The sequence below is a fragment of the Hydrophilobacter chitinilyticus genome (assembly GCF_049860745.1).
Lineage (GTDB): Bacteria > Pseudomonadota > Gammaproteobacteria > Burkholderiales > Burkholderiaceae_C > Rhodoferax_B.
On the sequence record NZ_CP187561.1, the window covers coordinates 5,677,094 to 5,701,864 of the forward strand.

The 24,771-nt window shown below is 59.2% G+C and carries 30 protein-coding genes and 1 tRNA gene; 8 read left to right on the forward strand and 23 right to left on the reverse strand.

Annotated features, from left to right (window positions below; translation table 11 throughout):
• Positions 1-12: 12 nt before the first annotated feature.
• Genes ACPWMG_RS25390 through ACPWMG_RS25405 form a run of 4 tightly spaced genes read left to right on the forward strand, consistent with a single transcriptional unit; the run spans position 13 to position 5,811 of the window.
• On the forward strand, positions 13-1,566 hold the full coding sequence (locus ACPWMG_RS25390; RefSeq protein ID WP_483302257.1) for a TolC family protein: 1,554 nt from the start codon (positions 13-15) through the stop codon (positions 1,564-1,566).
• Positions 1,566-2,369: an efflux RND transporter periplasmic adaptor subunit gene (locus ACPWMG_RS25395; RefSeq protein WP_483302258.1), complete on the forward strand. Its 804-nt coding sequence runs from the start codon at positions 1,566-1,568 to the stop codon at positions 2,367-2,369. The genes ACPWMG_RS25390 and ACPWMG_RS25395 overlap by 1 nt, the downstream gene beginning before the upstream one ends.
• The gene (locus ACPWMG_RS25400; protein ID WP_483302259.1) at positions 2,366-3,715 is read left to right on the forward strand and encodes an efflux RND transporter periplasmic adaptor subunit; all 1,350 of its coding nucleotides are present in this window, start codon (positions 2,366-2,368) and stop codon (positions 3,713-3,715) included. Before ACPWMG_RS25395 ends, ACPWMG_RS25400 begins: the two co-directional genes overlap by 4 nt.
• Before the next feature lie 32 nt (positions 3,716-3,747).
• A complete protein-coding gene (locus ACPWMG_RS25405) occupies positions 3,748-5,811 on the forward strand; it encodes a site-2 protease family protein (RefSeq protein ID WP_483302260.1) in 2,064 nt (687 codons plus the stop codon).
• A 217-nt stretch (positions 5,812-6,028) separates the two neighbouring features.
• Here ACPWMG_RS25405 and ACPWMG_RS25410 read toward each other — a convergent pair.
• The 19 genes from ACPWMG_RS25410 to rplN all read right to left on the reverse strand — a co-directional run bounded on the left by ACPWMG_RS25410 (position 6,029) and on the right by rplN (position 15,055).
• Positions 6,029-6,105, reverse strand: a tRNA-Met gene (locus ACPWMG_RS25410).
• Between the two features lie 21 nt (positions 6,106-6,126).
• Positions 6,127-6,519 (reverse strand): 50S ribosomal protein L17, encoded by a 393-nt coding sequence (gene rplQ / locus ACPWMG_RS25415; RefSeq protein ID WP_483302261.1) that lies wholly within the window; start codon positions 6,517-6,519, stop codon positions 6,127-6,129.
• 83 nt (positions 6,520-6,602) lie between these two features.
• The gene (locus ACPWMG_RS25420) at positions 6,603-7,595 is read right to left on the reverse strand and encodes a DNA-directed RNA polymerase subunit alpha (protein ID WP_422831136.1); all 993 of its coding nucleotides are present in this window, start codon (positions 7,593-7,595) and stop codon (positions 6,603-6,605) included.
• A gap of 110 nt (positions 7,596-7,705) precedes the next feature.
• On the reverse strand, positions 7,706-8,329 hold the full coding sequence (gene rpsD, locus ACPWMG_RS25425) for a 30S ribosomal protein S4 (protein ID WP_422831138.1): 624 nt from the start codon (positions 8,327-8,329) through the stop codon (positions 7,706-7,708).
• A 110-nt stretch (positions 8,330-8,439) separates the two neighbouring features.
• Positions 8,440-8,844, reverse strand: a complete 405-nt coding sequence (gene rpsK, locus ACPWMG_RS25430) for a 30S ribosomal protein S11 (protein WP_422831140.1) — start codon at positions 8,842-8,844, stop codon at positions 8,440-8,442.
• Positions 8,845-8,860: 16 nt separating this feature from the next.
• Positions 8,861-9,226, reverse strand: a complete 366-nt coding sequence (gene rpsM / locus ACPWMG_RS25435; RefSeq protein WP_483302262.1) for a 30S ribosomal protein S13 — start codon at positions 9,224-9,226, stop codon at positions 8,861-8,863.
• A gap of 23 nt (positions 9,227-9,249) precedes the next feature.
• Entirely contained in the window at positions 9,250-9,363 is a 114-nt protein-coding gene (gene rpmJ, locus ACPWMG_RS25440) for a 50S ribosomal protein L36 (RefSeq protein WP_013544106.1), read from the reverse strand.
• 35 nt (positions 9,364-9,398) lie between these two features.
• Positions 9,399-9,617: a translation initiation factor IF-1 gene (infA, locus tag ACPWMG_RS25445; RefSeq protein ID WP_007869286.1), complete on the reverse strand. Its 219-nt coding sequence runs from the start codon at positions 9,615-9,617 to the stop codon at positions 9,399-9,401.
• Positions 9,618-9,622: 5 nt separating this feature from the next.
• On the reverse strand, positions 9,623-10,939 hold the full coding sequence (gene secY / locus ACPWMG_RS25450; RefSeq protein ID WP_422831143.1) for a preprotein translocase subunit SecY: 1,317 nt from the start codon (positions 10,937-10,939) through the stop codon (positions 9,623-9,625).
• A gap of 32 nt (positions 10,940-10,971) precedes the next feature.
• Complete coding sequence (gene rplO, locus ACPWMG_RS25455) at positions 10,972-11,403, reverse strand: 50S ribosomal protein L15 (protein WP_483305342.1); 432 nt, start codon at positions 11,401-11,403, stop codon at positions 10,972-10,974.
• A gap of 9 nt (positions 11,404-11,412) precedes the next feature.
• Positions 11,413-11,598 (reverse strand): 50S ribosomal protein L30, encoded by a 186-nt coding sequence (gene rpmD / locus ACPWMG_RS25460; protein ID WP_422831145.1) that lies wholly within the window; start codon positions 11,596-11,598, stop codon positions 11,413-11,415.
• A 16-nt stretch (positions 11,599-11,614) separates the two neighbouring features.
• Positions 11,615-12,139, reverse strand: coding sequence for a 30S ribosomal protein S5 (gene rpsE / locus ACPWMG_RS25465; RefSeq protein WP_422831146.1), 525 nt, complete (start codon positions 12,137-12,139; stop codon positions 11,615-11,617).
• A 17-nt stretch (positions 12,140-12,156) separates the two neighbouring features.
• Positions 12,157-12,522 carry a 50S ribosomal protein L18 gene (gene rplR / locus ACPWMG_RS25470; protein WP_483302263.1) on the reverse strand — a complete coding sequence of 122 codons (366 nt, stop codon included), beginning with the start codon at positions 12,520-12,522 and terminating at the stop codon, positions 12,157-12,159.
• Positions 12,523-12,533: 11 nt separating this feature from the next.
• Positions 12,534-13,067, reverse strand: coding sequence for a 50S ribosomal protein L6 (rplF, locus tag ACPWMG_RS25475; RefSeq protein WP_483302264.1), 534 nt, complete (start codon positions 13,065-13,067; stop codon positions 12,534-12,536).
• Positions 13,068-13,083: 16 nt separating this feature from the next.
• The gene (gene rpsH / locus ACPWMG_RS25480; protein ID WP_483302265.1) at positions 13,084-13,479 is read right to left on the reverse strand and encodes a 30S ribosomal protein S8; all 396 of its coding nucleotides are present in this window, start codon (positions 13,477-13,479) and stop codon (positions 13,084-13,086) included.
• Positions 13,480-13,500: 21 nt separating this feature from the next.
• Positions 13,501-13,806 carry a 30S ribosomal protein S14 gene (gene rpsN / locus ACPWMG_RS25485; RefSeq protein WP_422831153.1) on the reverse strand — a complete coding sequence of 102 codons (306 nt, stop codon included), beginning with the start codon at positions 13,804-13,806 and terminating at the stop codon, positions 13,501-13,503.
• 8 nt (positions 13,807-13,814) lie between these two features.
• Positions 13,815-14,354, reverse strand: coding sequence for a 50S ribosomal protein L5 (rplE, locus tag ACPWMG_RS25490; RefSeq protein ID WP_483302266.1), 540 nt, complete (start codon positions 14,352-14,354; stop codon positions 13,815-13,817).
• 2 nt (positions 14,355-14,356) lie between these two features.
• Positions 14,357-14,677: a 50S ribosomal protein L24 gene (gene rplX, locus ACPWMG_RS25495; RefSeq protein ID WP_422831155.1), complete on the reverse strand. Its 321-nt coding sequence runs from the start codon at positions 14,675-14,677 to the stop codon at positions 14,357-14,359.
• Between the two features lie 9 nt (positions 14,678-14,686).
• Positions 14,687-15,055: a 50S ribosomal protein L14 gene (gene rplN, locus ACPWMG_RS25500; RefSeq protein WP_315192381.1), complete on the reverse strand. Its 369-nt coding sequence runs from the start codon at positions 15,053-15,055 to the stop codon at positions 14,687-14,689.
• A gap of 311 nt (positions 15,056-15,366) precedes the next feature.
• On the opposite strand from rplN, the gene ACPWMG_RS25505 reads away from it, so the two are divergent.
• The 3 genes from ACPWMG_RS25505 to ACPWMG_RS25515 all read left to right on the forward strand — a co-directional run bounded on the left by ACPWMG_RS25505 (position 15,367) and on the right by ACPWMG_RS25515 (position 18,908).
• A complete protein-coding gene (locus ACPWMG_RS25505; RefSeq protein ID WP_483302267.1) occupies positions 15,367-16,371 on the forward strand; it encodes a LysR family transcriptional regulator in 1,005 nt (334 codons plus the stop codon).
• Between the two features lie 107 nt (positions 16,372-16,478).
• Positions 16,479-17,684, forward strand: a complete 1,206-nt coding sequence (purT, locus tag ACPWMG_RS25510) for a formate-dependent phosphoribosylglycinamide formyltransferase (RefSeq protein WP_483305343.1) — start codon at positions 16,479-16,481, stop codon at positions 17,682-17,684.
• Positions 17,685-17,825: 141 nt separating this feature from the next.
• Positions 17,826-18,908 (forward strand): mechanosensitive ion channel family protein, encoded by a 1,083-nt coding sequence (locus ACPWMG_RS25515; protein ID WP_483302268.1) that lies wholly within the window; start codon positions 17,826-17,828, stop codon positions 18,906-18,908.
• Positions 18,909-18,918: 10 nt separating this feature from the next.
• Here the strand turns inward: ACPWMG_RS25515 and ACPWMG_RS25520 are convergent, their stop codons facing one another.
• Positions 18,919-19,674 carry a DeoR/GlpR family DNA-binding transcription regulator gene (locus tag ACPWMG_RS25520; protein ID WP_483302269.1) on the reverse strand — a complete coding sequence of 252 codons (756 nt, stop codon included), beginning with the start codon at positions 19,672-19,674 and terminating at the stop codon, positions 18,919-18,921.
• A gap of 116 nt (positions 19,675-19,790) precedes the next feature.
• On the opposite strand from ACPWMG_RS25520, the gene nudK reads away from it, so the two are divergent.
• Positions 19,791-20,384 carry a GDP-mannose pyrophosphatase NudK gene (nudK, locus tag ACPWMG_RS25525; RefSeq protein WP_483302270.1) on the forward strand — a complete coding sequence of 198 codons (594 nt, stop codon included), beginning with the start codon at positions 19,791-19,793 and terminating at the stop codon, positions 20,382-20,384.
• A gap of 120 nt (positions 20,385-20,504) precedes the next feature.
• Here the strand turns inward: nudK and ACPWMG_RS25530 are convergent, their stop codons facing one another.
• The 3 genes from ACPWMG_RS25530 to gorA form a co-directional block, all read right to left on the reverse strand.
• Positions 20,505-21,671, reverse strand: coding sequence for a GGDEF domain-containing protein (locus ACPWMG_RS25530; RefSeq protein ID WP_483302271.1), 1,167 nt, complete (start codon positions 21,669-21,671; stop codon positions 20,505-20,507).
• An 89-nt stretch (positions 21,672-21,760) separates the two neighbouring features.
• Complete coding sequence (locus tag ACPWMG_RS25535; protein ID WP_483302272.1) at positions 21,761-23,260, reverse strand: AMP nucleosidase; 1,500 nt, start codon at positions 23,258-23,260, stop codon at positions 21,761-21,763.
• 104 nt (positions 23,261-23,364) lie between these two features.
• Positions 23,365-24,738: a glutathione-disulfide reductase gene (gene gorA, locus ACPWMG_RS25540; RefSeq protein WP_483302273.1), complete on the reverse strand. Its 1,374-nt coding sequence runs from the start codon at positions 24,736-24,738 to the stop codon at positions 23,365-23,367.
• Positions 24,739-24,771 lie beyond the last annotated feature (33 nt).

A 24,771-nucleotide genomic window follows, 5' to 3' on the forward strand; every position in this document is an offset into this window, starting at 1 on the left:
AGGGAACATCGAATGCGAAATCGACTCATCCGTCTCGCAGCGATCGCCGCTGCGGTGCAACTCTTGGCAGCCTGCAGTGCTATGCACGAAGCCATGGAACCCAAGCCCATGACGCCAGTGCAGAAACATGAACAACTGGTGAAAGACCAGACTGACATGTACGCCCAGCAGGAGCCTGTGACCGGTCCCATCAGCTTTTATGAAGCCGCGGCGCGGGCCCTGAAGTACAACCTCGACTATCGGCTCAAACTGATGGAGAGCGCACTGGCCGCCAACCTGCGCGATGTGTCGAGCCACGAAATGCTGCCGCGTTTGGTGGCCGCAGCTGGCCGTTCGGGCCGCAACAATGACTCGGGTGGCACGTCCATCGGCATTGAAGACCGGCAGGTATCTCTGCGCCCCTCCACCTCTGAAGACCGGTACCACACCACGAGTGGACTGGGCTTGAGCTGGAGCGTGCTCGACTTTGGCGTCGCCTACTACCGCACGCAACAAAAAGCCGATCAAATCTTGATGGCCGAGGAGCGGCGCCGCAAGGTGGCGCAAAACGTCCTGCAAGACGTGCGCAACGCCTACTGGCGTGCACTGGGCGCGCAACGCTTGTTGCCCGAGGTGGATGGGCTGCTGGCCCGCACCCAAAAAGCGCTGGACGCGGCGCGCGAGGCCGAAAAGAAAGGCCTGCTGCCACGCCAGCAAATCCTGGCCTACCAGCGCGCCCTGCTTGACTCGATTGCGCTGCTGACCGTGCGCCGTCAGGACTTGGAGTTCGCGCAGGCCGAGCTGGCCGCCTTGATGTCGCTGCCACCCGGCACCCCGATGCAGTTGGTGGACACCGAGGGGCTGGAAGTCGACATGGTGAAGATCTCGCCGAACATGGCACAGCTTGAACGCCTGTCGCTGGAGCACCGTCCAGAGATCCGCGAGGAGTGGTATCGCAAACGCGTGAACCAAAAGGACCTGGACATCGCCAAGGCACAGCTCTGGCCCAACATCAGCGTGAGCGCCGGGGTGCAGTACGACTCTAACCAATACCTGTACAACAACAACTGGTCGCAAACAGGCATCAACGTGTCGCTCAATCTGCTGAAGCTGCTACAGCTTCCGGCACTCGAAGCCACGGCCGCCAACCAGGCCGCCACCGACGACATGCGCCGCATCGCCTTGTCGATGGCCATTCTGACGCAGGTGCGTGTGGGCGCCTTGCGCTATGAACTGGCGCGCCAGGAGGTGGTGTTTGCCGACCAAAGCTTACGGGTCGACCGCAGCCTGCTGGACTACGCCGTGGCCGCCAAGACAACTGCGTTCGGCTCGGAGCTGGAGGTCATCCGCGCCGAAGGCCGTTTCTTGCTGGCCCGCTACCAACGCGAAGCTGCCTACTCGCGCGCGCAAGCCGCGTGGGGCCGGCTCTACAACTCGATTGGCCTGGACGTGATGCCCGAAGCCATCGAAAGCCAGGACGTGGCGACGCTGGCGGTTTCCATCCGCAACACCGTCAACGTGCAAGAAGTGGGCAGTCTGCTGTCGGTGCCCGATGCCGCAATACCTCTTGAAGTGAAGAAGCCCTGATGACGCGAACCGTTCTGAACCACACCTCTTGGAACCAACGCCTGGCAGCGGTATTGCTGTGTTTGGCTGTGCCTGCCATGGCGGCAACGCCAGCCCCTGCTGCTGGTGTGGCTGATGCACCACCCGGCAGCCCGGATCCATCCGCCATCCGCGTGCTGTTGGCCGTCGACCTGGAGACCACGCTCTCCAGCCAGATGAGTGGCACGATCAACGCGCTGAATGTGAGCCTGGGCCAGAAGGTGCGCAAGGGCGCGATGCTGGCCCAATTCAACTGCGTGGAAGGCCGTGCCAAAGCCAAGGTCAACGATGCAGAGTTGGCCATGGCACGTCAAGGGCTGGAAGCCAAGCGCTCGCTGCGCAGCCTGGATGCCGTCGGTGACTTGGAAGTCAACATGGCCGCCACAGAAGTGCAAAAGGCCGAAGGCGCGCTGGCGCTGGCCAACGCGCAGATCAGCTATTGCGATGTGCCGGCGCCGTTTCAGGGCTTTGTCGCCAAGGTCTACGTCAAACCGTTTCAGACCCTGGCCGCGGGTACACCCATGTTTGACTTGATTGGTGACGGCGCGTTAAAAGTGCGCTTGAACGTGCCCTCGTCCCTGCTACCCAAACTGCGTGTGGGGCAAGCCTTGCAGGTCAGCGTGAACGAGACCGCCAAGTCATACCCCGCGCGCATCAGCGCCATCAACGCGCGCGTGGATGCCGTGGCCCAAACGGTGGAGCTGGAGGCCAAGCTGAACGACAAGTTTCCCGAACTCAGCGCCGGCATGACGGGCACCGCGCGCATTGAGGGCAGCCCAAGGTGAACGACCGCGTGCCATTGCCTGTGTCGTCCATGGCGGCGGACTTGGTTGCGTTGCGCGACAGGGCTTTGGCAGAAGAGACGTTCAACGGCCTGGCGTTTGTCATGGCGAACGACCTCTATCCCCTGCTGCACTTTCGTCAGGCCGTGGTAGCCGGCTACAAAGGGCAGCAGCTCGAAACGGTTTGTATTTCTGGCCTGGCCAAGCCGACAGAAGACTCGCCCTATCTGCTCTGGTTGCGAAGGACGCTGGCTTGGATCAACACGCAACTTGGCACGGCACGTGTCCCCGTATGGCTGGAGCGAAAAGACCTGACGCTGCCGGAAGCAGTGGCCGATGGCTGGCAAGACTGGTGGCCCGCCGGCGCCTGGTGCGTGCCCATCGCCAAGGCCGAGCAATCACCGCTGGGGGTGCTGGTTTTCCTACTCGACGAACCGCCCGACGAACGCTTGCAAAGGTCACTGCATGGCGTGTGGGCAACATGGGCCTACTGTTGGGCGGCACTACAGGCACGCCACGCCACGCGGTTCTGGCAGCCGCGTCGTCGGCATGCCGTCATCGCAGCTTCCGTCGTCGCGGCCCTGATGTGCTTGCCCGTGCGCCAAACCACGCTGGCCCCGGCAGAGGTGGTCTCGCAAGACACGCAGATCATCAGCGCACCGATCGACGGCGTGATTGCTGCCATGCAGGTGCGTCCCAATGAGGTCGTCGCGCTGGGCGCGCCGCTCTTTAGGCTCGACGATACAACGCTGCGCAGCCGTGCCGATGTGCTGTCCAAAGAAGTGGCCGTTGCCGATGCAGAGCTGGGCACGACCAGCCAACGTGCGTTTGACCATACCCAAAGCATGAGCGAGCTAACGTTGCTGAAGGGCCGGGCGTTGCAGCGTCGGGCTGAATTGGCGGCCGTGGAAGCGCAACTCAAACGCACCCAAGTCCTCGCGCCGAGACCTGGCGTCGCGATCTACAGCGACCCGAACGATTGGTTGGGCAAGCCCGTGGTCACAGGCGAGCGCATCATGCAATTGGCGGACCCCGCCAAACCCGCGATGCGTATTCAATTGGCCGTGAGTGATGCGATCACGTTGGCGCCAGGCGCAGAGGTGAAGCTGTTTTTGTCGGCGTTCCCGCTCACCCCGCTCACAGGGCGCATCACCGAAACCAGCTATCAGGCCAAAGTCACGGACGACGGCATCGCCGCCTACCGCCTCATGGCCACCGTGGACGGCGCTCCAGAACATGCCCGCTTGGGCTTGCACGGCACCGCGAAGCTCTATGGTGAACGCGTGCTCTTGGGCTACTACCTGTTTCGCAGACCCCTGTCTGCTGTCCGCGCATGGTCGGGGCTATGACTGCCGCCGCAACCGACGAGTTCACACCGCCGTTGCGCGAAGACTTGCGCTTGAGTGCGGCGGCACACAACGCCGACGGCACGCCTGCCTGGGTCATTCAGGATGCAGTCACGAATCGCTTTTTTCGCATTGGCTGGCTGGAATTTGAGTGCTTGTTGCGCTGGGGCCAAAGCCCCAAGCAAATTGCACTAGACATCTCCAACACCACCGCCCTGAAACCTTCAGTGGAGCAGGTTGTGGCGTTGCAGTCGTTTCTGGAGTATCACCACTTGGTGCGCCCTGATGCTGCTGCACGCGTACGCCTGGCGGCGGCCGACGATAGCCGCAGTTGGCTGAGCTTGCGCTGGTGGCTGCACCACTACCTGTTTTTTCGTATTCCCTTACTGTTTCCGCACAGATGGCTCGGGAAGATCGCGCCCAGGTTGGGCAGGTTATTCAGTCCTACAATGGCGTGGACTGTGATCTGCCTCTCTGTTTTGGGCATCGTGCTGGTAGGCCAACGGTGGGATGAGTTCACGCACAGCGTCGTCGAGTCTTTTTCAGTTGAAGGCTTGCTGAGTTTTGCGTTGGCCATCATGTTCGCCAAGACATTGCATGAACTGGGGCACGCATTGGTTGCCACGCGCATGGGGCTGAAGGTGGGGCACATGGGCGTGGCTTTTGTGGTGCTGTGGCCCATGCTCTACACCGATACGGGCGAAACCTGGAAGCTCACTAGGCCAAGACAGCGGCTGGCGATTGCGTCGGCCGGCATCCTGACCGAATTGGCCTTGGCCGGTCTTTCCACATTGGGCTGGGCGCTATGCGAGCCAGGCTCTTTGCGCAACGGACTGCTGTATCTCGCCACCACCAGTTGGGTGTTGTCTATTTTGCTCAACGCCAGCCCGTTCATGCGTTTTGACGGCTACTTCATCCTGTCTGACATTCTCGACTTTCCGAATCTGCACGAGCGCTCTACCGCGCTCGCCAAGACCGCTTTGCGACGTACGGTTCTGGGCCTGCAGCAGCCGTGGCCGGAAAGTTTCCCCATCCCCACCCGGCACGCGTTGATCAGCTTCGCGTTCGTCACGTGGATGTACCGGCTTACGCTTTTCCTTGGCATCGCCGTCGCGGTCTACTACCTTTTTTTCAAGCTCCTGGGCATCGCCCTATTCTTGGTGGAAGTCAGCTGGTTCATCGTCTTGCCGGTTTGGCGTGAAGTCATCGTTTGGTGGCGAGTCCGCGCTCAAGTCGCGAAAAGCAGACGCTGGTTGGTGTGGATCTTGATCGGCGGATTGCTGGCTTTGCTTGCGGTGCCATTTCACCGCCAAGTGCATGGTTATGGCGTCGCGCGTGTTGAAAAGCAATTCCGGGTGTTTTCACCGTTTCCGGCACGCATCGTCCACATACATGACGCCGGCCCCGTCACGGCCGGCACGGTGCTCGCCGTCTTATCCGAGCCCGACATCAGCGCACGCACACAAAGCAGCGCCGCCAGCATCGACAGCTACCAAGCTCGCCTGGCCGGCATGGCTGCCGACAGTGCTGGCAACATTGATGTAAGAGCTACCCGAGAGCGCCTGGTCGCCGAATACCAGCAAACCCAAGCCCTGCGCTCAGAGCTCAATCGACTGACCATCGTCGCACCGTTCGACGGGCAGTGGCGCGACGTCCAGCCGGAATGGCACGACGGTCAATGGGTCAGCAGCAAAGAGCCTTTAGGCGTGTTGGTCGATGCCAGCAAATGGCAGGTCGATGCATACATTGGCCAAGACGAAATACCCAGAATTGCGCCAGGAAACCTAGCTTACTTCTACCCTGCAGGCCAAACAAGCCGCATACACGGCCGCATCGTCAGCATCGCCAGTACACGCGCTAACGAACTTGAACATCCGGCGCTATCTTCACGTTTCGGAGGGCCGATTACGACCGCGCCTCACGGCAACTCGCTCGCGCCCACCCAACCGGTCTTTCATGTCGTGATCCAGCTTGATGCGCCGCCGACCGACATGGCAGAGACAAAAGGACAGGTTCAATTGGAGGGGCAGAAGCGAAGTCTGCTCAGCGAAGGACTGGACAAACTAAGCGCCATTCTTCTACGAGAAAGTGGCTTTTGACAGCTGGCGGGAGGCCAGTCTCACACGCAGTACCACTGGCCGCAATTTTGAGAAAGCTGCTCACCGATATTTACGTCCCAATCACGATCGGTTTAGAGCTGGCCTCAGATGCTTGATCGTGAATCACGAGCGCTAAAAATCGCCCGCGTCCGCAAAACAAACGCAGATTTCCGCAGACGAAAAAAAGCCCGCTAAAAGCGGGCTTTTTAAATCAACTTGGTTGCGCGAGAAGGATTTGAACCTCCGACCTTTGGGTTATGAGCCCAACGAGCTACCAGACTGCTCCATCGCGCGGTAGATTTAGATTATAGCACGTTATTCTGCTGCTGCCGGAACAACTGCATTTTCTTCCGTACGCTCGACCAATTCAACATAAGCCATAGGCGCGTTGTCGCCCACGCGGAAACCCATCTTCAAGATGCGGGTGTAACCACCTGGACGCGCTTTGAAGCGCGGGCCCAGCACGTCAAACAGCTTGGTCACGCTGTCACGATCGCGCAGACGGTCAAACGCCAAGCGGCGGTTAGCAACCGTAGGCTCTTTCGCCAGGGTGATCATGGGTTCCACAACGCGACGCAGTTCCTTGGCCTTAGGCAAGGTAGTCTTGATGGCTTCGTGTTCGATCAACGAATTCATCATGTTGCGCAGCATCGCCAAACGGTGCGAGGTGGTGCGGTTAAGTTTACGAAGTCCGTGTCCGTGACGCATAGTGCTTTCCTTTCAAATATTAATACGCGCAGCCGGATCAGGTACTGCGCGTTGCACTTAAAGCCTAGAAGGCTAAATTCAATTTATCGCTTGTCGAGACCAGCAGGAGGCCAGCTTTCCAGCTTCATCCCCAAAGTCAGGCCGCGGGATGCGAGCACTTCCTTGATCTCATTCAACGATTTACGACCCAAGTTCGGGGTCTTCAGCAGTTCATTTTCCGTCCGCTGGATCAGATCACCAATGTAGTAAATGTTTTCTGCCTTCAAGCAGTTGGCGGAACGCACCGTCAGTTCCAACTCGTCCACAGGGCGAAGCAAGATTGGATCGAACTGGGCATTGCCACGTGGTTCTGGCGATTGGAAGATGCTCGTGAGTTCACTGCCTTCCAATTGCGCAAACACAGCCAATTGTTCAACCAAGATTTTAGCCGATGCGCGAACCGCATCTTCGGCCGTGATCGCACCATTGGTTTCGATCTCGACCACTAGCTTATCCAAGTCGGTACGCTGTTCAACCCGTGCGCTCTCCACCGTGTAGCTCACACGCTTCACTGGAGAAAACGACGCATCCAGAACGATACGGCCAATCGACTTGGTCTGCTCGTCAGCATAACGGCGCATGTTGCCAGGCACGTAACCACGGCCTTTTTCAACCTTGATTTGCATGTCCAGCTTGCCGCCTTGCGACAGATGGGCAATGACATGATCAGGGTTGATGATTTCCACATCGTGTGGAGTCTGAATATCGGCGGCAGTGACCACGCCTTCACCGTCCTTGCGGAGGCTCAGCGTGACTTCGTCACGATTGTGCAACTTAAAGACGACGCCCTTAAGGTTCAGAAGAATGTTCACCACATCTTCTTGAACACCATCGATAGAAGAGTACTCATGCAGCACACCTGCAATCGTCACCTCGGTTGCCGAATAACCCACCATGGACGACAACAAAACGCGACGAAGCGCGTTGCCGAGCGTATGCCCGTATCCACGTTCAAACGGCTCCAACGCGACTTTTGCGCGGTTGTTGCCAAGCTGTTCCACATTGATAGCTTTGGGTTTCAGCAAATTAGTTTGCATTCAGGCTTCCTCTCAATACCCCCAGCTCGTTACACCGGTAAGGCTGGTGAAGGTCCTGGACTACGGTGCCCCATTCAGTCCAGGAACAAAAACGATCAAAACTCTCGAGATTAACGCGAATACAGTTCGACGATCAACGATTCGTTGATGTCAGATGCAAACTCATCCCGATCAGGTACCTTCTTGAAAGTACCTTCAGCCTTCTCAACGCTGACTTCAACCCAAGCTGGCAGGCCGACTTGCTGTGCAAGTTGCAGTGCTTCGACAATGCGGTTTTGCTTCTTCGACTTTTCGCGAATCGCAACCACGTCACCGCTCTTTACCATGAACGAAGGGATGTTCACGCTGGCACCGTTCACCGTAATGGCACGGTGAGAGACCAACTGACGCGCTTCAGCACGGGTAGAGCCGAAGCCCATACGGTAAACGACGTTGTCCAGACGAGATTCGAGCAAGAACAACAGGTTTGCACCAGTGTTACCACGACGACGGTCGGCTTCTTCAAAATAACGGCGGAACTGGCGCTCGAGAACACCATACATGCGCTTTACTTTTTGCTTTTCGCGCAATTGCAAGCCGAAATCGGAAGTGCGAGCACCAGACGTACGGCCGTGTTGACCCGGTTTGGAGTCAAACTTTGCTTTGTCGCTGATCGAACGACGAGCGCTCTTCAGAAAGAGGTCTGTACCCTCGCGACGGGAGAGTTTTGCCTTAGGGCCAAGATAGCGTGCCACTTGAATTTCCTTTGTGTCTTCTTCCGAATTGCATATGCAAAACGGGAGCCATGGCGATTGAACGCGTGGCGGTGGGCTTAATAAAAGCGTTAACCGAAGTTAACTAAAACTTAGATACGGCGACGCTTTTGTGGGCGGCAGCCGTTGTGCGGAACTGGCGTCACGTCAGCAATAGACGTGATACGAATGCCGAGGGCGCCCAATGCACGCACCGACGATTCACGACCTGGACCAGGACCCTTGATTTCGACGTCAAGATTCTTGATACCTTGTTCCATGGCGGCACGGCCAGCGACTTCAGATGCAACTTGAGCGGCAAATGGAGTCGACTTACGCGAGCCCTTAAAACCTTGGCCACCAGACGACGCCCAAGACAACGCATTGCCTTGACGGTCGGTGATCGTGATGATCGTGTTATTGAACGAAGCATGAACGTGTGCCACGCCGTCAGATACGTTCTTACGAACCTTCTTGCGAACACGCTGCGATGCGTTACTAGATGGGGCTTTTGCCATAGTAATCTCTCAGTCTTTATTTCTTCAGTGACGCAGCAGCCTTACGCGGGCCCTTACGCGTCCGAGCGTTGGTGCGCGTGCGCTGACCGCGCATTGGCAGACCACGACGGTGACGGAAACCGCGATAGCAACCGATGTCCATCAATCGCTTGATGTTCATGGTGGTTTCGCGACGCAGGTCACCTTCGATCGTGAACTGAGCGATTTGATCACGAATTTTCTCGAGATCAGCGTCGGTCAGGTCTTTAACCTTTTTGGAATAAGCAATGTCGCAAGCTTCGCAAATTTTGCGAGCGCGGGTGCGACCAATACCGAAAATGGCGGTCAAGCCGATTTCAGCATGTTGCTGCGGGGGAATATTGATACCAGCAATACGTGCCATATGCGTCCTCTAAATCTCTGAAATCAACCTTGGCGTTGCTTATGACGAGGATCAGTGCAAATTACACGAACCACACCCTTGCGCCGGATGACTTTACAGTTACGGCAGATTGTCTTGACCGAAGCCGAAACTCTCATTTGATTCTCCTAAAACTCTCAAATACGTCTTGAACCTACTTGGCTCGAAACACAATACGAGCCCGCGACAAGTCGTAGGGCGTCAACTCAACAGTAACTTTGTCTCCTGGAAGAATACGGATGTAATGCATCCGCATTTTTCCAGAAATATGACCCAGTACCACGTGGCCGTTTTCCAACTTCACTCGAAAGGTCGCGTTGGGCAGGTTTTCGACCACTTCACCCTGCATCTGGATGACATCATCTTTAGACATGTCGCTCAACCGCCTGCTGAAGTTTTAAAGTTTGCCTTCTTCAGCAGCGACTCATACTGTTGCGACATCAGGTAGTTTTGAACCTGCGCCATGAAATCCATGGTTACGACCACGATGATCAACAAGGAGGTACCGCCAAAATAGAACGGCACGTTGTACTTGAGGATCAAGATCTCAGGCAACAAACACACAAACGTGATGTAGACAGCACCAGCCAAAGTCAACCGCAAAAGAATCTTATCGATGTAACGTGCAGTCTGTTCGCCAGGGCGAATACCAGGAATAAAAGCGCCACTCTTCTTCAGGTTGTCTGCAGTTTCCCGGCTGTTGAAAACAAGCGCGGTGTAGAAAAAGCAGAAGAAGACGATCGCAGCGGCGTAAATCAGCGTGTAAACCGGCTGGCCAGGACTCAGCATTCCTGCAATGTCCTTCAACCAACGCAGCGACTCCGCCGAGCTAAACCAGCTGACCACCGTAGCAGGCAACAAAATAATGGATGAAGCGAAGATGGGAGGGATCACACCTGCCATGTTCAACTTCAACGGCAAGTGCGAAGACTGGCCACCATAAACCTTGTTACCAACCTGGCGTCGTGCGTAATTCACCAGAATCTTGCGCTGCCCACGTTCCACGAAGACCACGAAGTAAGTAACCAGAGCCACAACGATCACCACGATGATCGCAGCAATGATGCTCATGGATCCCGTGCGCACCAACTCCAGCAATCCACCGATTGAACCAGGCAAGCCAGCAGCAATACCCGCAAAAATCAGAATGGATATACCGTTGCCGAGGCCACGTTCGGTAATTTGCTCGCCCAACCACATCAGGAACATCGTTCCGGCGGTCAAGCTCACCACTGCCGTCATGCGGAATCCAAAACCAGGAGACAACACCAAACCAGCGGAACTCTCCAGCGCCACGGCAATGCCCAGAGATTGGAACAAAGCCAGACCCAGCGTGCCGTAACGGGTGTACTGCGTGATTTTGCGTCGACCGGCTTCGCCCTCTTTCTTCATCTGCTCAAAGGCCGGCACCACATAACCCATCAACTGCATGATGATGGACGCCGAGATGTAGGGCATGATCCCTAGAGCAAACACCGTAAAACGCGAAAGAGCTCCGCCGGAGAACATATTGAACAAGTTCAATATGCCGCCTTGCTGCCCACTGAAGAGCTGCTGGAGCTGCTGAGGGTCAATACCCGGTACTGGAATGTGCGCACCAATACGGTAGACAACCAACGCGAGCAGCAAAAAGACCAAGCGGCGACGCAAGTCCCCAAACTTCCCTGTTTTTGCAATTTGAGCGCTAGTTGCCACCGAATTCTTCCTTGGAGAACAAGATCACAGGATTAGACCAAGCTACCGCCAACCGCTTCAATCGCGGTTTTAGCTGCAGCCGTCGCACCGATACCCGTCAACTTGACGGACTTCGTCAGCGAACCAGTCGCAATGACCTTCACCACCTTAGCCAATTGACCCACGAGGCCAGCTTGCTTCAGCGTCAAGACGTCGACTTCGGCAGCACCGAGTTGCTCCAGAGCAGCCAAGGTCACTTCAGCGTTGAATTTCAACTGATGCGACTTGAAACCACGCTTGGGCAAGCGGCGTTGCATAGGCATTTGACCGCCTTCAAAACCAACTTTGTGATAGCCACCCGAACGGGACTTTTGGCCCTTGTGACCACGACCAGCCGTTTTACCCAGACCAGAGCCAATGCCGCGACCAACGCGACGCTTGGCGTGCTTTGCACCCTCTGCGGGCTTAATGCCATTGAGTTCCATCATCATCCCTTAATCGAGGATCTTGACCAGATAGCTGATCTTATTGATCATGCCGCGAACTTCGGGAGTGTCCTGCAATTCGCGAACGCTGCGAATCTTGCGCAGACCCAGACCGCGGACCGTCGCACGGTGCGATTCCTTGGTTCCGATAGGGCTGCGAACCAGCGTTACCTTGAGTGTTTGTTGCGTTGCCATGTTATGTGGCTCCTACTTAAGCGACGATATCTTCAACGCTCTTGCCACGCTTCGCTGCGATGTCCGCAGGAGTGGTGGAATTGCGCAAAGCGTCCAGCGTGGCACGAACCATGTTGTAAGGGTTCGACGAACCATGGCTCTTGGCCACGATGTCGGTGATACCCATCACCTCGAAAACAGCGCGCATTGGGCCGCCGGCAATAATGCCAGTACCCTTTGGTGCTGGAGCCATCATCACGCGAGCTGCGCCATGATGACCTTCGACCTTGTGAAACACGGAGCCGCTCTTCAGCGTAACCTTGACCATGTTGCGACGGGCTTCTTCCATCGCCTTTTGCACGGCTGCTGGCACTTCTTTCGACTTGCCCTTGCCCATGCCAACGCGGCCATCGCCATCGCCAACCACGGTCAGTGCGGCGAAGCCCAGAATACGACCACCCTTCACGACTTTGGTGACGCGGTTGACCGCGATCATCTTCTCGCGCAGACCGTCTTCAGGCCCTTCAGCCTTACCCTGCATTTTTCCTTGAACTTTAGCCATGATATTTTCCGATCTGCTTAGAACTGCAAGCCAGCTTCGCGGGCTGCATCGGCCAAAGCCTTGACACGGCCGTGATACGCAAAACCAGAGCGGTCAAACGCTACCTTTTCAACACCAGCAGCCTTCGCTTTTTCAGCGATCAGCTTGCCAATGGCTTGCGCAGCGGCTGTATTGCCACCCTTGCCGGAACCGCCCAGTTCTTTGCGCACGGCAGCTTCTGCCGTGGAAGCGCTGGCCAACACCTTTGCACCGTCGCCAGAAATCACGCTGGCGTAGATGTGCAGATTGGTACGGTTCACCGTCAAGCGTGCAACACCTTGCGTCGCAATACGGATGCGTGTTTGGCGGGCACGACGGAGACGCTGTTCTTTTTTCGTCAACATGTTGCCACTCCTTATTTCTTCTTCGTTTCTTTGATCGCAACCTTCTCATCCGAATAACGGATGCCCTTGCCCTTGTAAGGCTCAGGTGGGCGAATGGCGCGAATCTCAGCAGCCACTTGGCCAACGCGTTGACGATCAGCACCCTTGATCACGATTTCCGTGGGGGCTGGGGTCGCAACGGTAATACCAGCTGGCATATCCTTGTTCACAGGGTGCGAATAGCCGACCGACAGGTTCAGCTTGGCACCCTGGGCTTGGGCCTTGTAACCCACGCCGATCAGCGTCAGTTTCTTCTCGAAGCCCTTGGTCACGCCTTGCACCATATTGTTCACCAGCTGGCGCATGGTGCCCGTCATGGCGTTAGCTTCACGCGACTCGTTTGCGGGCTCGAAAGCCAGCACGCCGGCGTTGTTGGAGACCTTCACCAGCGCATTCAACGCCAGGGAAAGAGCACCACCAGTGCCTTTTACATTGATTTGATTGGCCTGAATCGACACATCCACACCAGCGGGGATGGCAACAGGCGCTTTTCCTACGCGAGACATTTAATGTTTCTCCTGCTTAAGCGACGTAGCACAGCACTTCGCCGCCAACGCCAGAGGCGCGAGCCTTGCGGTCAGTCATGACGCCTTGTGGGGTCGTCACAATGGCAACACCCAAACCGTTCATGACTTGCGGAATTGCGTCACGGCCCTTGTAGACGCGCAGGCCAGGACGGCTCACGCGCTCAATGCGCTCGATCACTGGACGGCCAGCGTGGTACTTCAGGGTAATTTCCAGCTCGCTCTTGCCGGCTTCGGTATTCACCTTGAAGCCGTCAATGTAGCCTTCGTCCTTCAGCACTTGGGCGATCGCAACCTTCACTTTGGAAGATGGGATGGACACAGTCGATTTAGCCACCATTTGCGCGTTACGAATACGCGTCAGCAGGTCGGCAATTGGATCACTCATACTCATGTTTGCTTACTCCTGCCCTGCTTACCAGCTGGCCTTGGTCACGCCGGGGATATCACCAGCGAAAGCCAATTCACGAATTTTCGCGCGCGCCAAACCGAACTGGCGGAACGTGCCACGTGGACGACCCGTGATGGCGCAACGGTTACGTTGACGCGTAGGGTTGGCGTTACGGGGCAACTTTTGCAAAGCCAAGCGGGCAGCTGCACGCTCTTCTTCGGTCTTGTTGACGTCGCTCGACGCCGCTTTCAGTTCAGCGTGCTTTTTTGCGTACTTGGCGACCAGTTGGTCACGCTTCAGTTCGCGTTGAATCAGTGCTACTTTAGCCACACGTCACCTCAGTTCTTGAACGGAAAACGGAAGCCAGCGAGTAGTGCCTTGCACTCTTCGTCATTCTTGGCCGTCGTCGTGATGCTGATATTGAGACCGCGCAAGGCATCAACCTTGTCGTATTCAATTTCAGGGAAAATGATCTGTTCTTTGACGCCGATGTTGTAGTTACCACGACCGTCAAAAGCGCGACCAGAGATACCACGGAAGTCACGAACGCGGGGCAGAGCCACGGTCACGAAACGATCCAGGAATTCATACATCTGGACGCCACGCAGGGTCACCATGCAACCAATAGCTTGGCCTTCGCGGATCTTGAAACCGGCGATAGCTTTCTTAGCCTTGGTCACCACAGGCTTTTGGCCCGCAATCTTGGTCAGATCAGCAACAGCGTTGTCCATGACCTTCTTGTCAGCAACAGCTTCGCTCACACCCATGTTCAACGTGATCTTGGTGATACGTGGAACTTGCATTGGCGAGGTGTAGCCAAACTTGGCCGTCAACTCAGGAGCGATTTTCTCGCGGTAGTGTTGTTGGAGTCGTGCCATGGTCATGCCACCTTGATTTCTTCGCCGCTGGATTTGTAAACGCGCACGCGCTTACCATCAGCCAGCACCTTGATGCCAACGCGATCGGCCTTGCCGGTTGCCGCATTGAAGATCGCCACATTGGACTGGTGAATCGGCATGGTCTTTTCAACGATGCCACCGGTCGTACCCTTGAGAGGGTTCGGCTTGGCGTGCTTCTTCACCAGATTGATGCCCTCAACCACCACGTGGGAGTCATCCTTGCGCAGCGAAACCACGCCACGCTTGCCCTTGTCGCGCCCTGCGAGCACGATCACCTCGTCGCCCTTGCGAATTTTGTTCATGTCGTGTCCTTACAGAACTTCAGGAGCCAGGGACACGATCTTCATGAACTTTTCAGTACGCAACTCGCGCGTCACTGGTCCGAAGATGCGGGTGCCGATAGGCTCCAGCTTTGCGTTGAGCAACACTGCTGCGTTGCCATCGAATTTAACGAGCGAACCGTCAGCGCGGCGGATGCCCTTCGCTGTACGAACCACAACCGCGCTGTAGATCTCGCCTTTTTTGACGCGACCACGCGGAGCAGCTTCTTTGATGCTCACTTTGATAATGTCGCCAACACTTGCGTAGCGACGCTTGGAGCCGCCCAGCACCTTGATGCAAAGAACGGACTTCGCGCCAGTGTTGTCGGCAACATCTAACCGGGATTCAGTTTGGATCATTTCAATATTTCCCAACTTGCACCAAACGCTGGAGGGCGCCTAGTCAGTCTTGGGCCCGTCAGCCGCACCACAAACCACTTGCAGTGCCTTTGATTGGGCAGAAACATCGCTTTTTTAGAGCGAAGCCTTTGATTATGCAGTGGGTGGTATTTTTTGTCAACTGACTGCGAAGAAAATAAGCATTCGAGCTAAAAAAGCTGCAAACATCTGCTAACGCGGTGGGAGAGTCGAGCCGCCCCTCGCGCCAGAAAATTCATTTTTGATAGCATCAGTCGCTTATTTGACCGAACCTTTCCCTCAAAACGACACCCATGGCCACCCCATACACCTACGGCAACCACAAACCCGCCAGCGTCACCATTCGGCAACTGCGGGCATTTGTGGCGGAGGCGGAAGACGGCAGCATCACCCGCGCCGCGCAACGCTTGCACCTCACGCCGTCCGCGCTGTCGATGTTGATCAGCGGGCTGGAGGGCGAACTGTCGGTGCGGCTGTTCGAACGCACCACGCGCCGCATGGCGCTGAGCGATGCCGGGCAAGAGCTGCTGCCCGCCATCTCGAAGGTGTTTGTCGATCTGGACATTGCGTTTGATGCCCTGCGCCAGTTCTCCGACCGGCGCAGCGGGCGCTTTGCCGTGGCGACCTCTCCGCTGCTCGCCGCCACGTTGTTGCCCGGCTTGCTGGCGAGCTTTCGAGAGCGTTTTCCGGCGATTCGGGTCGACATTCTGGATTTACCCGTCGATGGCATCGCCCAAGCCGTACGCAGCGGACAAGCCGACTTTGGCGTCTGCACCATCGACAGCGACCCCACTGACCTCGTCATCACCCCGCTCTACCAAGACCGGCTGATGCTGGCCTGCCCCGCGCAACACCCGCTCGCCCAGCAGGCTTCCGTGCGGTGGGGCAACTTGACCAGCGAGCCTTTGATTTGGCTGCGCTCCGGCAGCGGTTTGCGCCGCCTGGTCGAACAGGGCTTCGCGCAAGCGGGGGAAACCGTGGCGCCAGCCTTCGAGGTGGCCAACGTCACCACCGCCATGGGTTTGATTGAGGCCGGCCTGGGCATTTCGATCTTGCCGGCTTACGCCCTGCGGCGCACCCGTGCCATTGGCGTGAAAGGTGTGCCGCTGACCACGCCGGTGCTGGAGCGGAGCATCGTCGCCTTGACCGCGCAAGGACGTGCGCTGTCAGCACCTTGCCAAAGCTTTCTGACGCACTTTCAAAGCGGCATGGCCGCGCAGGACGCCTCTATGGCCGCAGCCGAACCCGCCGCGCTGAAAGCCACGCCCGCCAAACGTACACGACGCAAAGCGAACTGAAGGCCATCTAAAGGTATGCGGGCTCACTAAAATACCTGCACTCCCCGGTTTCCATCCCGCCACACGCGCTGCACGTGATGTCGCTAGCGCCAACCCTGTTCTCCAATATGACCACCTTCGGCACCCCCCTCTCCCCCAACGCAACCAAAGTCATGCTCCTCGGCTCCGGCGAGCTGGGCAAAGAGGTGCTGATCGCCCTGCAACGCCTGGGTGTGGAAACCATTGCGGTAGACCGCTACGAAAACGCGCCCGGCCAGCAAGTGGCCCACCATGCGTGCACCATCACCATGAGTGACCCGGCCCAGCTCAAGGCGCTGATCGAAGCCGAAAAGCCCGCCATGGTGGTGCCCGAGATTGAAGCCATTGCCACGCCCATGCTGGAAGAACTGGAAGCTGCTGGCGTGGTGCGCGTCATCCCCACCGCGCGCGCTGCCCGCCTGACCATGGACCGCGAAGGCATCCGCCGCCTCGCGGCCGAAACCCTGGGCCTAGCCACCAGCCCCTACGTGTTCTGCGACTCGCTGGCCGAACTGCAAGCCGCTGTGGACAGCAAGATCGGCTACCCCTGCATCGTCAAGCCGGTGATGAGCTCCTCCGGCAAGGGCCAGAGCAAGATCAGCGGCCCGGCCGACGTGCAAAAAGCCTGGGACTACGCCATGGCCGGTGGCCGCGTGAGCCACGGCCGCGTCATCGTCGAAGGCTTCATCGACTTTGACTACGAGATCACCCAACTGACCGTGCGCGCCGTTGGCGCGGGCGGCCAGATTGAAACCCACTTCTGCGACCCCATCGGCCACATCCAGGTCAGCGGCGACTACGTGGAAAGCTGGCAACCGCACCCCATGCACCCGGCCGCGCTGGAGAAGGCGCGCCAGATTTCCAAGGCCGTGACCGACAACCTCGGCGGCCAGGGCCTGTTCGGCGTCGAGTTGTTCGTGAAGGGCGAAGACGTCTGGTTCAGCGAAGTCAGCCCACGCCCGCACGACACCGGCATGGTCACCATGGCCACGCAATGGCAAAACGAGTTTGAGCTGCACGCCCGCGCCATTCTTGGCCTGCCCGTCAACACCGCCTTGAAGAGCCCCGGCGCCAGCGCTGTGATCTACGGCGGTGTGGACGCGCAGGGCATCGTCTTCGACGGCGTGGCCGAAGCCCTGCAAGTGCCGAACACCGACATCCGCCTGTTTGGCAAACCCGAGAGCTTCACCAAGCGCCGCATGGGCGTGGCCCTGGCGTTTGATGCTGATGTGGAAGTGGCGCGCACCAACGCCAAATTGGCCGCCTCCAAGGTGCGCCCGCGCCTGGCCAAGTAAGCCGGTAGTCTTTCAACTTTGATAGCTGCTTACGCATACGCAGTAAGCGGCTATGGCCTATTTGGCTTAAAGCATCTGCCAGAAGTTGCCCCAATCCCATCCCGGGTGGCGGCTTTTCCAAGCTCTGGTTAGGATGCTGCAATGCAACACACAGACTGGGCCGCGTGGGTGCGGCTATCGGATGAGGGTCTACTCGTCGCGGTGGGCTTGGCCTTGCTGGCCGGCCTGGCTGCACAGCGTATTGGGCTGATCATCTTGCGGCGCTTGACCCGTAGTGCCCCTGTCATGTCCAACGTGGTCGAAGAAATTCGCCCCGCGATGCAGTTCTTGCTGCCACTGGCGGCGGTCGAGGCGGTGCTGCAAAGTGCGCCCAACGACATGCTCTTCATCAGCCAATTGCGCTACTGCGGCGGCTTGTTGATGTTGGTCGGGTTTACCTGGCTCGGCGTGCGCGCCATTCGCGGCGTGGCCAAAGGCATTTTGGTGCGTTACCCGGTAGGCGGCGCCGACAACTTCCACGCGCGACGCATCCACACCCGCACCCAACTGCTGGCACGCACCTTGATGGCCGTGGTATTGATTGCGGGCACAGCACTGATCTTGATGACCATTCCCGGCGCACGCCACCTCGGCGCCAGCTTGTTGGCATCTGCCGGCGTGCTCGGCTTGGTGGCCGGTATCGCCGCGCGCTCGGTGTTCTCGAACCTGCTGGCAGGCATTCAGATTGCGCTCACACAGCCCATTCGGCTGGACGACGTGCTCATCGTGCAAGGCGAATGGGGCCGGGTGTCAGAGATCACCGGCACCTACGTGGTGCTGGCCATTTGGGACGAACGCCGCCTGATCATTCCGCTGCAGTGGTTCATTGAAAACCCATTCCAGAACTGGACGCGCCACAACGCCGACCTGATTGGCACGGTTTTTTTATGGGTCGACTACCGCCTGCCGCTAGCGCCGCTACGCGCTGAGGCACAGCGCCTGTGCCACGCCTCGCCCGACTGGGACGGCCGCCTGTGCAAGCTGCAGGTGACCGACACCAACGAACGCGCCATGCAGGTGCGGCTGTTGGCCACATCCACCGATTCCAGCAAAAACTGGGATTTGCGCTGCACGTTGCGCGAAGGTCTGCTGGACTTTATTCAGCGGGAGTATCCGCAGTGCCTGCCGTTGGTGCGCACCGAGCCGGATGCGCGGCCGCTGCCGCCGTCCGGCCTGGGCGCCTAACGAGTTCTGCTCAAGCGCGCAGGACGGTCAGCCCTTCGGCCTCAAACGGCGCGCACACCTTCTCAGGCGTATCCGCCTCCACCACCAGCCCCGCCGCCTCGCGGCACGCCGCAATCACATAGGGCGACGCGGCGTTGAGCTTCTCGGCCGAGGCCAGCACCCAGGTCTCGGCCGCCTGTGCCATCAGCGCGCGTTTCACCAAGGCCTCTTCCATGTCGCCGGTGCTCAGGCCCGAACTGGTGCTCACACCCGAGGCGCCCATGAAATACAGATCGGCATGGATGCGGCTGATGGCCTCGACCGTGGCCGCGCCCACAGCTACCACCGAGTGCTTGTAGAAGCGCCCGCCCAGCAATTGCACCTCGATCAACGGGTGCTCCACCAGCGCCAGCGCAATCGTCGGGCTGTGAGTGACCACCGTGGCGCGCAGGTTGGCGGGTAGTTGCAAGGCCAATTGCTGGCAACTGGTGCCACCGTCGATAAACACCACCTGCCCCGGCTGCACCAGCGCAGCCCCGGCGCGGCCGATGGCTTGTTTGCCCGGCACGGCAAGCGCGCTACGCACCGCAAAGTTGCCAGCAGCGGGTGACGCGGGCAAGGCCCCGCCATGCACACGCTGCAGCAAGCCCTCGGCCGCCAAGGCGCGCAGGTCGCGGCGGATGGTGTCTTCCGACAGGTTCAGGCTTTCGCTCAGGCTGGCGGCGACGATGCGGCCGTCTAGGCGCAGCTTGTCGAGGATGAGTTGTTTGCGTTGCTGTGTGAGCATGGGGCGATGTTAACTTGCACGAGGCTGCATGTTTATCTTTGCATTTGCACGTTTTTTCTTGATTTGATTAAAATAGGCAAAAACGTGCAACCTGATTGAGCCAAAGGAGCAACATCATGCAAACCCAAGAACCCATTCGCATGGTCGACGTGCAAGTCTTGTCGAACGACTGGTACCTGCTGAAAAAGAACACCTTCGACCTGCGCCGCCGCGACGGCCAATGGCAGCGCCAAAGCCGCGAGACCTACGACCGTGGCAACGGCGCCACCATCCTGCTCTACAACCGCGAGCAGGGCACCGTGGTGCTGACGCGCCAGTTCCGCCTGCCGGCCTACGTGAACGGCACACCCGATGGCCGCTTGATTGAAACCTGCGCCGGCCTGCTCGACCAGGACGACCCCGAAACCTGCATCCGCCGCGAAACCGAAGAAGAAACCGGCTTTCGCATCAACGCCGTGCGCAAAGTGTTCGAGGCTTACATGAGCCCCGGCTCGGTCACCGAGCGGCTGTACTTCTTTGTGGGTGAATACAGCCACGCCGACAAGGTATCGAAGGGCGGCGGCCACGCGCATGAAGGCGAAGACATTGAAGTGCTGGAAGTGCCGCTGGACACGGCCATGGCGTGGATCACTGAGGGCAAAATCTGCGACGGTAAAACCATCATGCTGCTGCAGCACGCCAAGCTGAACGGCTTGGTACAACCTGCGTAAGCGTTAACAGCGCTCTCCCATCGAGAAACACCACAGAACTGGCTTCGCCAGGCTGTTGGTGTTGCCCCCTGCAAGGGGGTTGGCGTAGTGACACGAAGTGCACGAAGACTGGGGGTGAGCCTAAATAACGGTATGGCCGACACCGCCGGCTGACAGCTCCATGCGGCCACGGCCATTGTGTTTGGCTTGGTACAAGGCCAAGTCGGCGCGCGCCAACAGCCCGGCCAACGTGCCATCGCCATCTTTCAACACGGCCACGCCAGCGCTGTAGTCCAGCTCAAAACCCAGCTCTTTTTTCGACGCATCGAGCAAGCGCGCACGCAGGCGCTGGTCAAAGCCCGTCGCGGCCGATTTATGGGTGTTCGACAGCACGATGCAGAACTCTTCACCGCCCAGGCGGCCCACCAGGTCGCCAGTGCGGCGCGTGACCCGCAGCATGCGTGCGAACAGGCGCAGCGCGCGGTCGCCCACTTCGTGGCCATGGCGGTCGTTGATGCGTTTGAAGTGATCCAGGTCGAGCATGATCAACGTCATGGGCAAGTGGTAGCGCACGGCGTTGGCAAACACGCCCTCGGCACGCTCGGTCCAGCCCCGGCGATTCAGCAGTCCGGTCAGGCCGTCGGTCATGGCCTGGCGGCGCAGCTTGCTCTCTGCCTCTTCGCGCCAGGCCACCAGCACCATCACGGTGACCAACAGCAGGGCCACATTGCCCATCAGCGCCACCACCACGTTGATGGGGTGCGACATGTCGACGGCGCTCTGCAAGGCATCGGCCTGCACGCTGACCACCACGCCGCGCACCACAGCCAGCACGGCCACCGACACCAGGCAGCCACACAACAGGCCACGCCAGCGCCGCGAGCTGCGCCGCATAGGCGCCAGGGTGGCACGCGCCACCACGATCAAAGCCCCTGCCATGCAACCGTTGCTCCATACCGCATTGAGCAGCGGAAAGCGCAGGGTGAGCAAGTAGCCCACCGGCGCCAACACCGTCAACACCCGCAAAATGTTTTCGCCGCCGCGTGTCCCCAGCCAGCCGTTCAACGCACGGTGCAGCAGCCACAAGCCCGCGTGCAACAACAACACCCCCAGCGCGAGCCACCAATGCTCGCCGCCCAAGGTGGACAAGGGCACGGTCGTCCACGCCAGCGCTTGCGCCAGCACCGCCAGTTGGGCGCAGCGCGCCGCAATGCTGACGTTGCGCCCCATGATCAACAGCAGTGCCAGCGCTACAGCGAGTTGGTTGCAGGCGGTCACGACGAGCAGGGTGGTGACGTCAAGTTGCATGAAGAGCGTGGGGTTCCAATGATGACAAATACAGTGGCTAGAACGGCGTCAGGAAAGATTGTTTTTATAACTGTTTTACGGCGCTTAGCTTACTGGAAAGCTACTTCAGCAAAACTACGCAACTTGCGGCTGTGCAACTGGTTGATGCCTTGGGCACGCAGCAACTCAACCGCACGCACACCGATACGCAAGTGTTGGTCCACCCGTTCGCGGTAGAAGTGGTTGGCCATGCCCGGCAGCTTGATTTCACCGTGGAGGGGTTTGTCGCTCACGCACAGCAGGGTACCGTAGGGCACCCGAAAACGGAAGCCGTTGGCCGCGATGGTGGCGCTCTCCATGTCCAGCGCCACGGCGCGGCTTTGGCTGAAGCGGCGTTGCGGCTGGTTGTTGGGCAGCAGCTCCCAGTTGCGGTTGTCGGTACTGGCCACGGTGCCGGTGCGCATGATGTTTTTCAGCGCGGTGCCTTGCATTTGCGTGACGTCAGCCACGGCGCTTTCCAGCGCCACCTGGATTTCGGCCAGCGCCGGAATGGGCACCCACAGCGGCAGCTCCTCGTCCAGCACGTGGTCTTCACGCACATAGCCGTGGGCCAGCACGTAGTCGCCCAGTTGCTGGCTGTTGCGCAAGCCGGCGCAGTGGCCCAGCATGATCCAGGCATGCGGGCGCAGCACGGCAATGTGGTCGGTGATGTTCTTGGCGTTGGCCGGGCCCACCCCAATGTTCACCATGGTGATACCGCTGCGGTCGCCGCGCACCAAGTGGTAGCCGGGCATTTGCGGCAGACGTGGGGGTTCCACGCCCAGCGCGTCGATCGCTTCTGCGGCCAGGCCCACGCGGCGCGTGACCACGTTGCCAGGTTCGATGAAGGCCAGGTATTCGCTGTTCGGGTCGGCCATGGCCTCACGGCCCATGCGCACGAATTCATCGATGTAGAACTGGTAGTTGGTGAACAACACGAAGTTCTGAAACCACTCGGGCGCCGTGCCCGTGTAGTGGCGCAGGCGGTGCAGCGAGTAGTCGACACGCGGCGCGGTAAACAACGACAGCGGCATGGGCTCGCCAGGGTGCGGCTCGTAGGTGCCGTTGGCAATGCCGTCGTCCATGGCACCCAGGTCGGGCAGGTCGAACACGTCGCGCATCAGCATGCGGCGCTCGGCCGTCATGCTGCCTTCCACGTGGTCGTGCTCGGCAAACGAGAAGTGCACCGGAATAGGCTGCGTGCTGGTGCCCACTTCCAACTCCACCTGGTGGTTTTGTAGCAGCAGGCGGAACTGCTCCAGGTAGTAGTGTTCGTACAGGTCGGGACGCGTCAGCGTGGTCTCGAAGCGGCCGGGGCCAGCCACAAAACCAAAGCTCAGGTGCGCACTCTCCAACGACATGCCGGGCGCACGCGCCACCGTGTCGGTGTACACGCGCACAAACGGATAGCAGGCACGCACATGGCCGGGCAAGGTTTCACCGGCCACAAACTGCTGCATGGCCAGCCGCAAGTGCTCGATTTGCTGGTGGTAGATGGCCTTCACCTGCGCCAGTGCGGCGGCAGCATCGGTGAAACGCATGGGGGCAACAAAAGGCGGTAGATAGGGCATGCGCCTATTGTGCAATGGTGTTTGATGACTTTCGTAACGATTTTGAGGGACACCCGGCCCTCATCAGAGAGTTGACGGCAGCACACAACACTGGCTTGGCTTGCTTAGGCCACCGGCTCGCGCAATGTGACAAACTCTTCGGCCAGTGTGGGGTGGATGCCAATGGTCTGGTCAAACACCGCCTTGGTGGCACCGGCCTTCAGCGCCACGGCAAAGCCTTGCACGATCTCGCCCGCATCCGGGCCCACCATGTGCAGCCCCACCACGCGGTCGGAGGCCTTGTCGACCAGCAGTTTCACCAGCGTGCGCTCGGTGCTGCCGCTGATGGTGTGCTTGAGCACCTTGAACTCGCTGCGGTACACATCCACGGCGCCAAACTCTTCGCGCGCCTCGGCCTCGGTGAAGCCCACCGTGCCCACGCTGGGGTGTGTGAACACGGCGGTGGGAATGTAGTCATAAGCCATGTGGCGCACCGGTTTGCCGCGCGCGGGGCCAAACAAATCGTCGACCAAAGCCATGGCTTCGCCCAAGGCCACGGGCGTGAGCTGCAGGCGGCTGGAGACATCGCCCAGCGCAAACACCGAAGGCAGGCTGCTGGCGTAACGCGCGTCCACCACTACGGCGCCCTCGTCGTTCAATTGCACGCCTGCTTCCGCCAGGCCCATGCCAGCGGTTTTGGGCTTGCGGCCCGTGGCGTAGAGCACGGCATCCACCGGCAATGACACGGTTTCGTCATCGGTCGTTAACTGCGCCGTCAAACTCTCGCCGTGGCGCGCCAGCCCGCTCACGTGGGTGTTCAGCCGCAGTTGCACGCCGGTCTTGCGCATCTCGGCGGCCAGGAAGGTGCTGATGTCGGCATCAAACCCGCGCAGCAAAGTGCCGCCGCGCAGCACCTGCGTGACCTCCACCCCCAGCCCGTGGAAGATGGACGCCATTTCGCTGGCGATGTAGCCGCCGCCCACCACCAGCAGGCGGCGTGGCAGCGTGGGCAGGTCGAACATGTCGTCGGACACCAGCACATCACTGCGCCACGGCACATCGGGCACGCTGGGCTGGCCGCCGGTGGCCAGCAAGATGTGTTGTGCGGTGTAGCGTTTGCCGTCGACTTCAACCGTGTGGCCATCGGCCAGCTTGGCCCAGCCGTTGACCACCGCCACGCCGGCCGATTTCAGCAGCCCGGCGTAAATGCCGTTGAGCCGCGTGATCTCGACCGCGCGGTTGGCCTTCAGCCGCGCCCAGTCAAAACGCAGACCATCGAAGTCCCAGCCGTAGGCGCGCGACTCTTCAAAGGCCTCGCCGTAGTGCGCGGCATAGCTGTAGAGCTTTTTCGGGATGCAGCCCACGTTGACGCAGGTGCCGCCCAGCGCGCCAGCCTCGGCCAGGGCCACACGGGCACCACGCTGCGCGGCCATACGCGCGGCACGCACACCGCCACTGCCCCCACCGATCACAAACAGGTCGTAGTCAAAAGTCGGCATAAGATTCCTTTTGTTGCGTTCGACTTTACGTAG